This is a genomic window from Chitinophaga sp. 30R24 (assembly GCF_049056765.1).
Taxonomy (GTDB): Bacteria; Bacteroidota; Bacteroidia; order Chitinophagales; family Chitinophagaceae; genus Chitinophaga.
On record NZ_JBJGXX010000023.1, the window covers coordinates 1 to 10,702 of the forward strand.

Consider the following 10,702-nt stretch of genomic DNA (forward strand, 5'->3'; position numbering starts at 1 on the left):
CCTGGTAGATGGCGCTATTGAAGGCGCCAACAGGTTGTACAGCGCTTATATTGATTCTGTAAGAAGAGACTTCCGCAAGCAATATATCGGCGTATGTGGCGGGGTAAAGGCCAAGGGGGAGTTGTACACTACGCAGCAAAATTATCATTATACCCTTTATTATTATGACCAGGCCGGCCATTTGTTGCGTACGGTGCCACCTGAAGGGGTGGATGTTATAACAGACCCGCATCAGCTGGACTTGATCAGCGCGTCCCGGTCTGCCGATTATAATAGCTGTAACTACAGCGGCCCTTTAAACAACACAGATCCAGCCCGTGCCTTGTCTGCTCTGGCCACCGGGGCCACTACAGCTAACCAGTCCATTGAGATGTGGTTGTCTACCAGTGGAAGCACCTCGTCGGTGATTACGCCAGGGGGCAATAACCAGGTGTATTTTTACTTGTGCCGGGATGATAAGTACCTGCATGTTTCCATTTATAAACTTACTTATTCCTCCCAAAGGGAAGTAGAAATCGTTTCTTCTAATGAGGTGACGGTTGATCTGAGTCCTATTTTACCGCTGCCTCCCTTTACGCATATTGTGTTGCAGGGTCCGGATCTTTCGGGCAATGGCGGTCCTATCAGCGTATATATCAACGGGCGTGCTTTTGCGGCAGTATCTACCCCGCCATTTCCGTTTTGTGGCTGGGAGATAGCCACGGTGCCAGGTAGCGATGCTACATTTACGACAGACTTGTCCTCACTGCGGCAGCTACGGGTGTATAAACGCTTGTTGTCGGCCGGGGAGATAGCGGCTAATGCGCAGGAGCTGTGCATGGGTTTATCGCCTGCATACAGTGCAGGATTGTTAAGGGATACCCTGGTTTGGGGCAGATTTAATACGCCCGTTGCCGGTAGTGCCACTACAATGCCTGATGGCAGTAGTACGGTAGAAGTGCAGACGGTGCCTGTTTATCCCCGTCATCGATTAACCACGGCATATGCCTATAACTCACTGGGTCAGGTAGTGCGCCAGTCTACACCAGATGGAGGGGATAGTTATTTCTGGTACGATCAGATAGGCCGGCTTGTAGCTTCCCGCAATGCCAACCAGTTAAAAGGCAAGGGTCAGTATAGCTATACTAAATATGATGTGTTAGGCAGGATAGTGGAGGTAGGAGAGAAGAAAAATGGTTTAGACTTAGGAATGCCTGCTTACCTGGCCAGCGCTGTAGCTGCCCAGTTTCAGACCAGTGGTGTTAACAGTGAGATCACCAAAACGTACTATGACCAACCGGTATTGAGCGCTGCTCAATATCCCCAGGATAACCTCCGCAAGCGGGTTTCCGCCTCTGTTTATTCAGAGACGGCAGGCACAGAGGAACAAGGTACCTACTATAGTTATGATCCAACGGGTAATGTAAAAACGTTGTGGCAACGTGTATATGGTCTTTATGAGTTAAAACAGCTGGATTATAGTTACGACCTGGTAAGTGGTAAGGTAAATGCGGTACGTTACCAGCGAAATAAGCCCGACCAGTTCCTTTACAATTACAAGTATGATGCAGAAAACCGTTTGGTAGACGCCAGTTCCGGAATCGCGCATGCGGGAGATGGCTGGACGATACAAAGCCCTAAGAGGGATGCGCATTATGGCTATTATCTTCATGGCCCATTAGCGCGTACTGTAATTGGTCAGCAAGGGGTGCAGGGTATCGATTACGCCTATACGCTTCAAGGTTGGTTAAAAGGGATTAATGGCGTTCAGCTCCTTCCTACATCAGAAATGGGCCAGGATGGCGGAGAAGATGGGCTTACCAGCACCATCTCGCGTGATGTGATGGCCTATTCATTGGATTATTTTAATGGAGACTACCGTCCGATAGCTGGCAGTGCTGCTGCTTTTGGGGTAAAGTATGTAGGTAATAGTACTGATCAGACTGGCCAGCCCCTTTACAATGGTAACATCAGCCATACCACCCTTGCATTGGATAAAATCAATCATGGCCATCCTGTTGGTTACAGTTACCGTTATGATCAGCTGAATAGGTTGGTTCGTATGCGCCAGCATCAACTAACTACGGGTATGGGCAGTTGGGGTAGCTCACAGATCGTAGAAGATCACAAAGAAGATATTACCTATGATGGCAATGGTAACATCCTGACCTACAAGCGTAATGGCGCCGGGGATACGAGTCTTGCCATGGATGATTTGAGTTATGCCTATCCACGTGATGATGTGGGTAACCTGTCGTTGAACCGGTTACGGCATATACGGGATGCAGTAGCCCCGGATGTTTATCAATCAGATGTTGATAATATGGCAGATGACAATTATCTTTATGATGATCTTGGTAATTTGCTGAGCGATAAATCAGCTCATATCAGCAACATTGTATGGTCTGTTTATGGTAAGATCCGTCAGATTACGTTTAGTGATGGAAGTTCTTTGTCATATAAATATGATGGCTCCGGTAACCGGGTTTATAAGGAATATTTTCAAGGAGGAGTAAGTACAAAGACGTGGTATGTAAGAGATCCTCAAGGCAATCCGCTGGCGGTATATGGTAGTATCAATGGAGTAAGTGTTTACTGGCGCGAGCAACACCTGTATGGCAGTACCCGGCTAGGTATGTGGCTACCCAATATGGTGGTTAGTGGCGGTACCGTAGGTAATGCCAGTAGTTTATGGGGTCAGTTTAACCTTACGCGTTATGAGTTAAGCAACCACCTGGGTAATGTTGTGGCCACGATCTCAGATGCGCGTCAGGGTAAGGATGCAACGGTGTATAACGAAAACGACTATGCGCCGTTTGGGATGCAGCTACCCGGTCGCCAGTTTAATCTGAGAGATGACACTACTTCATCGCCAACTCCTCCGGCACCGGTTGTAGGCAGTCCTTCGCAGCCAGTAGCGCTGTACCTGCATGATTTTGAAGCATCCCCTTATAGTAAACCTTATGCGGGCTTGCCGGCTACCCATGCTTATATCAGCAACAGTAGCTGGACGAACGATCGTACCGGGGATACTGCCTGGGTTACCTACGCGGGTGTCAGCAATGGTGGCCATGCCCTGGCGTTATCGTCTTCTGCTCCGGAAACGAGTACGCTCACCCTCACCTTCGACGTAGATCCGGGCTACCGGATGAACGTAAACTCATTTAGTTTTTATAACCGTAGCAGTTATACAGGTTACCAGAACTGGAGCATGACGATTAACGGTATCCCGGTAAGTCCTTCACCTGCCTCAGGTGCAGACACTATTTACGTGGATGTATCAGGTGGGTCGCATGTGATGAGGTCAACTGGTACCTTGCCTGTAGCCAGCCCAGTGAAAGGACTGGAAGGAAAAGTAACCATTGAGCTTATCTTAAGTAACCGGACAGGTAACCAGGGAACTTTCCGGATAGATAATTTTGTGTTGAATGGTTCTATAGAGTCGGTCGGAGGGGATGTTTATACGAGTGTGGGAGGTAGGTATAGATATGGGTTTAACGGAAAAGAGAATGACAACGAAATCAAGGGAGAGGGGAATGAGCAGGATTATGGGATGCGGGTGTATGATCCGAGGTTGGGGAAGTTCTTGAGTGTAGATCCATTATCAAAGAAATATCCTTGGTATACTCCTTATCAGTTCGCAGGAAATACACCGATACAAGCTATTGATCTTGATGGAGCTGAAGAATGGATGATGCATCAAGCGTTTGCAGTGAAACGAAAGGCAGAATTGAAGATTGCGCAGGCAGAGCAGATTGTAAGCGATAAAACGAGGATTCTTACAACTATTCCGGAAAACCACATAATGATGAGAATCGATGGGGTTACGCAAATGGGACCGGAATCAGTAGTTTTAAGAAATGCAGGGATTGCACAGGAACGTTATAACGAAGCTCTTGGTGAAAGTATTAGAGGTGGTATTGGAGGATCTGCTGGATATTTGATGTTCGGTGATAACGGGGCGTTTATAGGTTCTGGTATAGATGGAGTGGCTATGTCGTTTGGTGGTATACCCGCAGGGAATTCTAGTGTATTCCCGCAAGCCGCAGAGATAGAGCCAGCAAGATTTATTCCGAATACTCAAGGAGGAAGTAGCGCATCAAATGCAATGGTTAAACGCTCCCTGGCTTTATATAACGGGATGAAAGGCGGTCAACCAGTAGAGCCACAGCTTGATTTAAATAATTTAAACACTTTTGAAGGAGGTAGTCCTACTCAAGTAGCAAATTGGTTGAGTAATAACGGCTGGATTAACGCTGGCGCTACAAAAGGTGGTGGCGGAACTAAGTTTACTAATCAGAATTTTGGAGAACAAATCAGAGTGATGCCTGGTTATAGTGGAGGGAACCGTCCAGATCCCATGAAAGCTGGGCCTTATATAGAGTTTAGCATTAAAGGTAAGAAAACATATCTTCCACTACAGGGTAATCCAACATTACCAAAATAAAATTATCAGCAATGGAAAAGGTAAATTGTCTAATTCTGAATACAGTTGAAGATGACTATCAAACAGTGTGGGAAATTGTATCAGTAGTTAAATCAAAGTATTTAACCGAAACAAAAGATTGTATTTTAGGTTTAGTATATGAGTCTCTAAGGTTTTTAATACTTCATCGTTTGGTATCAATTTACAACGGTTACAATTTTCTTGGTGAAGAACAAGAGATTAAAGATTTTGAAGTAACAAAAGAATTTATTCTTATGCATATGGACGATTGGGAAAAATTAGACTATAAAGGGATTGATTATAGATTTTATATAACTCCTAGTGGAAAAGCAGCTCTTATAAAGGAGTGCCTTCCTGAATATTTTAAGTAGTTTGACCAGAATAGGTCCAAACATAATTAATGTATATCATAATAGTAAAAGCCCGGTCGTTTGACTGGGCTTTTACTATTATGTGGGCTTTAGTATTTTAATGCGCATAAGCTCTACGGGCTTTAGCATCACGGATGTATGTATCAATAAGGTCGTAAAGGGTTTTTTTCTTGTCATCTTCCAATAGTTCAAGCTCCTCCAGTCGTTTGAGTGTTTTTTTATCAAAGTGGGCATTAATGCCTTCTCCTACTAGGTAGTCCAGGCTTACTTCTAAGGCATCAGCAATTTTTTTAGCTGCATCAATAGAAGGCAGAGCCTCACCGCGTTCGTACTTGCCAATCATTACACGGGATACATCACTTTTATCAGCAAGGTCAGTTTGCGACCAGCTCTTTTTATCTCTCAAATCTGCTATAATCTTACCTATGTTCATGTCTGAAAGGATATAAAATGCTGTTATTGGTACGTGTTTTTACAAATTTAAGTAACTAAAAGGGAAAAATAAATCTGATAAGAGTTGGATAAAATATGAGATACATTTGTATCTTATAGTTACATTTTAAGAATCAGAAAATATTTTTTCACATGCAGACAAAAACAATCCGCCGCTGTAAAGTTCATGTCCGCCCTCAGGAAGTAAATAAGCTTTATCGTGATGGCCGTTCCGGTTATCGTGATGTCGCCTGGTTTAGGATCGGAGGCTTATGGATGGAGAAGCGTGGTTTTAATGTAGGAGATCCAATCGAGGTAACCGTGGAGAATGGTGTAATGACTATTAAAAAGCTGGCAGCTAATGGAGATAGCGGAAATTAAGGCGCAGCTTACCTTATCGGCCGTCTTGCAGTACTACGGGTTAAAGCCAGATAAGTACCTGCGGTTACATTGTCCGTTCCATGATGATAAAAACGCCGAGCCTGCAGGTGTACTATAAAACGCATACCTGTTATTGTTTTAGTTCTAACTGTAAAACACATGGCAAAGCATTGGATGTAATTGATTTTGTTATGCATAAGGAAAGCTGCAGCAAACATGAAGCTATAGAGAAGTGTAAACAATTAATCGGCGCCCCCGTATATCAAACTTACGTCCCCTCACTGCCCGGGATGTCTATACTGGGCAATATGTTTACCTATTTTAGGAATGTGGTACATAACAGCAAACCTGCGCGGGAGTATATACAAAGCCGCGGACTGGATGCTACCCGTTTAGAGATTGGTTATAATACGGCGCAGTTCCATCATGGTAACCGTAAAGATGAAAGCCTTATCCGGCCTTGTGTAGAGGTAGGATTGTTGTCGCCGTGGGGAACCAATACGCGTGAAGGTGGGCAAGCGTATAAGCCTTTTGCCAAGTATTGTATCGTGTTTGCGTTGCGTGACCACAGTAACCAGGTTAGTGGTCTATACTTCCGCAGTACTATTAATGATGATGAGCAGAAACACTTTTACTTAAAAGACAGGCGTGGCCTGTATCCTGGCTACCCTACACCGGAAACGCAGCGTTTAATCCTTACAGAGGCAATTATAGATGCCGCTACTTTACTACAGCAATCAGCTATCACAAAGGATTACAGTGTATTATCCTGTTATGGTACTAATGGGTTTACACAGGAGCATCAGCATGCTATTAAATCCTTATCCGGCTTACAGGAAATCATTTTTGCTTTTGATGGTGATGATGCAGGAAACAAAGCGGTATCTAAATACGCGGCGCAGCTGCGGGAGGAGCTGCCGCATATTGTTATTAGTACGCTAAACCTTCCTGCTGGGGAGGATATCAACAGTATGGCTTTATCACATGAACCGGATATTTTTGTTCACCTGCTTAGTGAACGGAAAGATTTTTTTCTTTCGTCTGAAAAAGTAACACCGGAACCCGCTATGGTGGCTACTGAAAAGCGGCCATTACCTGGTGGGTTGGATGCTACGAATCCTTATAAGCTATGTTATAGTACGGAGCGTGTATTTTATTATGTGCAGGGTGGTATCAGTAAGCAGTTGGATAGCATGAAAGTGACGTTGGTAGTAGAACGGAAAGATAACAGCCAGAAAAGCCGTAACAAACTGGATTTGTACGAAGATAAGCAGGTGGAGAAAGTTAGTAGGGAGGTAAGCGAAAAACTGTTGTTGGATAAATCCTTACTGGAATGGGATTTATACCGGTTAACGGATCTGCTGGACGAGTACCGGGAAAAGGAACTTATTAAACCTGTAGAGGGTAGTGGTGCTGCTACAGGCGTGTATCTGCTTACGTTACAGGAGCGAACAGCAGCAGAAACTTTTTTAAAAGGATCTGATCTGATAAAGAGATTAAATGAGTTGCTGGGTGATGCAGGTATAGTAGGAGAGGAAATGAACCGTTTATTTTTACTGCTGATTGCTATTAGTTATAAGATGCCCGAAACCCTGCATGCGCTTATACAGGGCAGTAGTGGTAGTGGAAAGACCCGGTTACTAAAACAAATATCGGACTGTATCCCGCAGGAGAAAGTAACGAAGTTAACGCGCGTGAGTGATAAGGTATTGTATAACTATCCTGAACACTATTTTATCAACCGGTTGTTATGCCTGGAGGATATAGACGGCTTGAGTGAAGAAGCGGAGTTTGCGTTTAGGGAGTTGCAGAGCAACGGAGAGCTGAACAGTGCCACCAGCATCAAGCTGGATAATGGACAGATCACCAGTGGCCAGAAAACGGTAAAGGGTCCTATTGCTTCTCTGGCTTGTACTACGCGGGGAGAAATCTATGAGGATAATATGAGCCGAGTGTTTTTGCTGGCAGTGGATGAAAGCGGGGATCAAACCAGCCGTATTATTGGTTATCAGAACAGTAAAGCGTCCGGAGAGATTGACAGTAAGAAGGAGCAGGATACAAAACAGTTTATACAAAATCTAGTGCGGTGTTTACAGGCATGCCCTGTCATTAATCCCTATGCCAGTAAATTACAGCTTCCGCCAGATGCGCATAAAATCAGGCGCTTAAACGACCTGTTTTTAAACTTTGTAAAAATGATAACGTTGGTACATCAGTACCAGCGAAAAAAGGATAGTAAAGGTCGTTTAATCACAGAAATATCCGATCTTGAAACAGCAGTGGCTATTATGTTCGATAGTATTGTGTTGAAAGTGGATGAACTGGATGGTAGTCTTCGACAGTTTTTAGAACAGCTGAAAGCATGGCTAAGAAAGGAATACAGGGAGAACTATAAAACGGCCGTTTTTAGTCTGCGAGAAGTCAGGCAAGGGCTACGTTGCAGTAAAATGCAAGTGTTCCGTTGTTTTAATGATCTTAGACGGCTGGAGTATGTTCGTCAGCAGGGCGGCCATGCTAACCGTGGATTTACTTATCAGGTTATCTATTGGGATAATTACGAAGCCTTACGGGCAAGGGTGAAGCAGCACCTGCAAACGCAAATCGATCTGCTTAGAAATGTTACGCCAGCTGCCCTTATGTTACACCAGTGAAACACCATCGAAACGCCAGAATCTTCTACCATAGCCCAAATGTACCCTGGCGTAACGGGTAACAAAAAAGCGCTCAAGGCCCCTTTTAGTAAAACGTCATAGCTATACCGGAATAACCATATTGTTAGCCCTTCCTTTTATTTTATCACAAAATAATATCATTATTTATGTACCAGATCGTAGGTAGTTTTAAAAGCTACCTGTCCGTACTAGGTTACAGCGGAGGTACGCAAAGGTCGCTTCCTGCGTGTATCCGTGATTTTTTGGCATACGGGCAGTATAGCAGCGTGCAGGCAATCGGTCCTGCGGATATTAGTATGTTTTATGAATGGCTGCACGAGCGGCCGTTAAAGCGCGGAGCGGGGACATTGAGCGAAATGATGATCGGCCATTACGTGTATGCGTTGAAGGTATTTTTTAACTGGCAGCTGGAATCAGGCTGCATCCTTATTAATCCACTCAGCGGGTTAAAGTTTACACGTCCTGTTATCGGTTACCGGGTCCCCTTAACCTTAGCGGAAGTGCAAACCTTGTTCGATGCAGCGGCTACGTTACGGGAGCATGCCATGCTGCACCTGTTTTACAGCTGCGGTCTACGTCGCAGTGAAGCAGTACGGCTGCGGTTATCCGATGTTCACTTCCGGGGACAGCTGTTGTATGTACGGTCAGGTAAAGGGGCTCGTCGGCGGGTGATCCCGTTACCTGTAAGGGTAGCCTTTAGCTTGGAACAGTATGTATTGCAGGAGCGGGGTAGATACTGGCATAGCGGCCCTTCTTTTATGCTGAATAATGCAGGTAGAGCTATGTGCGGGGATAGTTATGCGAAGCTATTAAAATCGCTGTTGCGCAAAGCAGATATGCGTATGGAGATCAGTCCTCATTACCTGCGGCATAGTATAGCCACCCATTTATTACAAGGCGGCATGAGTATGGAATATGTGCGTGATTTTTTAGGTCATAAATGCCTTGAATCCACGCAGATCTATGCCAGACCAGGCGCGCATCAAATACGGCAGTTATGACACTACATCAGTATCTTGCAAAGCACTACAGGCCCGCTACGGTGGAAAGTTATAACAGAGAAATAGCTATTTTTTTAAGCAGTTACAGAGCTGCGCCGATGGCTACTTATGCAGATCTGATCAGTTACCTGGGTGTTTTACGTGAGCGTTATAATAATGTTGCTACCTTAAATCGCATTTTATGCAGTATTAAGGTGTACTATGATTATTTATGTTGTATCGGCAGTCGCAAGGATCATCCGGCGCGTTCTATCCTGTTAAGGGATCAGCGCAGCCGTGACGTGCAGTTGCAGGATCTGTTTACAGGGGAAGAACTGGAAAGATTACTGGAACGTAAAGAGCGTTATCAGGCGTTATATTACCGTAACCGGGTGTTAATGGGGCTATTGGTCTATCAGGGATTAAAACCGCAGGAAATGGCCTTATTATCTGTTACAGCTATTAATCTGGAAGCGGGCAGCATCTACATAAAATCTACCCATACTACTAACAGTCGTACGTTATCGTTAAAGCCCGGTCAGATCCTGTTATTACATAACTGGTTGCAGCAGGTTCGTCCGAAGTTATTAAAGGGTGCTGCCAGTGACGTGTTGCTGATCGGGCAACGGTCACGTCCTATGCAGGTTGATGATATTGTAAAACATGTTATCAGGAGCTATAAAAATGTGTATCCTGGTCGTGATGTAAGTGCGCAAACGATCCGGCAAAGTGTAATAGCTAATCTTCTGCAACAGGGCCATGATATAAGTGTGGTGCAGCAGTTTGCAGGTCATAAGTACCCATCGAGTACGGAGCGGTACAAACAAAGCCAGGTGGAGACGTTGAAAGCAGCGATAGAACAGTATCATCCGATGAAATAAAAAAGGTTCGAGTCCCCTTCGCTATGGGAAAGTGGACAAATATCGAACCTACACAGCGTTAATGGAGTTGCTTCAGAAATAATATATCCCTACAAGTTAGTATAAAGCCCTGGCATGTTCAAAGGTCTCACTACGGGCTAGGTCGGCAAAAAGACGCGCCAGTACTACGCTTGCCCCTTCCGCTGCGCTACAGGGGCTACGCTTCGTCCTGTCACGCTTTTTGCGCTCCCATCGCCCTCCGTTCGGCCAGCTCCCGGTCTGGCTCTGGGCTGTTTTAAATATTGGTCGTTTTAATGCCCGCCATCCCTTCGCTGTCCATTTTGTCCGCCCCCTGCCGTCCCCCCTGGCCTTGCATTTTTGATTTTGCCGTCCGCTGGCGCTCCCGGCGAGACAAAGGCTGAAGGCGCGGCCTGCTGGGGCGAGAGTGCGAGCCAGGTGTCTCGTCCTAAAATAAGTTTACATATTTTAAAAATAAGTCCTAAAATAGATTTGCGTTTTACTCTTAGTCCTGCTCCTCATTTACAGTTCCTTTTTTAAGATAATAGTTTTTCCATAACCT

7 protein-coding genes are annotated in these 10,702 nt (G+C 45.0%); 6 read left to right on the plus strand and 1 reads right to left on the minus strand.

Annotation, left to right across the window (positions count from 1 at the left end):
• The coding region (locus ACDQ55_RS21250) for an RHS repeat-associated core domain-containing protein (RefSeq protein WP_420983656.1) at nt 1-4,426 on the plus strand (4,426 nt) is incomplete at its 5' end.
• Nucleotides 4,427-4,437: 11 nt separating this feature from the next.
• Complete coding sequence (locus tag ACDQ55_RS21255) at nt 4,438-4,797, plus strand: hypothetical protein (protein WP_420983657.1); 360 nt, start codon at nt 4,438-4,440, stop codon at nt 4,795-4,797.
• A gap of 97 nt (nt 4,798-4,894) precedes the next feature.
• Here the strand turns inward: ACDQ55_RS21255 and ACDQ55_RS21260 are convergent, their stop codons facing one another.
• The gene (locus tag ACDQ55_RS21260) at nt 4,895-5,230 is read right to left on the minus strand and encodes a helix-turn-helix domain-containing protein (protein ID WP_420983658.1); all 336 of its coding nucleotides are present in this window, start codon (nt 5,228-5,230) and stop codon (nt 4,895-4,897) included.
• A 152-nt stretch (nt 5,231-5,382) separates the two neighbouring features.
• Between ACDQ55_RS21260 and ACDQ55_RS21265 the strand changes: the two genes are divergently transcribed.
• The 4 genes from ACDQ55_RS21265 (at nt 5,383) to ACDQ55_RS21280 (ending at nt 10,143) form a co-directional block, all read left to right on the plus strand.
• Nucleotides 5,383-5,610 (plus strand): SymE family type I addiction module toxin, encoded by a 228-nt coding sequence (locus ACDQ55_RS21265; RefSeq protein ID WP_420983659.1) that lies wholly within the window; start codon nt 5,383-5,385, stop codon nt 5,608-5,610.
• Nucleotides 5,611-5,690: 80 nt separating this feature from the next.
• A complete protein-coding gene (locus tag ACDQ55_RS21270) occupies nt 5,691-8,261 on the plus strand; it encodes a toprim domain-containing protein (RefSeq protein ID WP_420983660.1) in 2,571 nt (856 codons plus the stop codon).
• Nucleotides 8,262-8,428: 167 nt separating this feature from the next.
• A complete protein-coding gene (locus ACDQ55_RS21275) occupies nt 8,429-9,283 on the plus strand; it encodes a tyrosine-type recombinase/integrase (protein WP_420983661.1) in 855 nt (284 codons plus the stop codon).
• The gene (locus ACDQ55_RS21280; RefSeq protein ID WP_420983662.1) at nt 9,280-10,143 is read left to right on the plus strand and encodes a tyrosine-type recombinase/integrase; all 864 of its coding nucleotides are present in this window, start codon (nt 9,280-9,282) and stop codon (nt 10,141-10,143) included. The genes ACDQ55_RS21275 and ACDQ55_RS21280 overlap by 4 nt, the downstream gene beginning before the upstream one ends.
• Nucleotides 10,144-10,702 lie beyond the last annotated feature (559 nt).

Coding starts and splice junctions, on each gene's coding strand:
- ACDQ55_RS21255 (WP_420983657.1), top strand. CDS start 4,438: ATGGAAAAGGTAAATTGTCTAATTCTGAATACAGTTGAAGATGACTAT.
- ACDQ55_RS21260 (WP_420983658.1), bottom strand. CDS start 5,230: ATGAACATAGGTAAGATTATAGCAGATTTGAGAGATAAAAAGAGCTGG.
- ACDQ55_RS21265 (WP_420983659.1), top strand. CDS start 5,383: ATGCAGACAAAAACAATCCGCCGCTGTAAAGTTCATGTCCGCCCTCAG.
- ACDQ55_RS21270 (WP_420983660.1), top strand. CDS start 5,691: ATGATGATAAAAACGCCGAGCCTGCAGGTGTACTATAAAACGCATACC.
- ACDQ55_RS21275 (WP_420983661.1), top strand. CDS start 8,429: ATGTACCAGATCGTAGGTAGTTTTAAAAGCTACCTGTCCGTACTAGGT.
- ACDQ55_RS21280 (WP_420983662.1), top strand. CDS start 9,280: ATGACACTACATCAGTATCTTGCAAAGCACTACAGGCCCGCTACGGTG.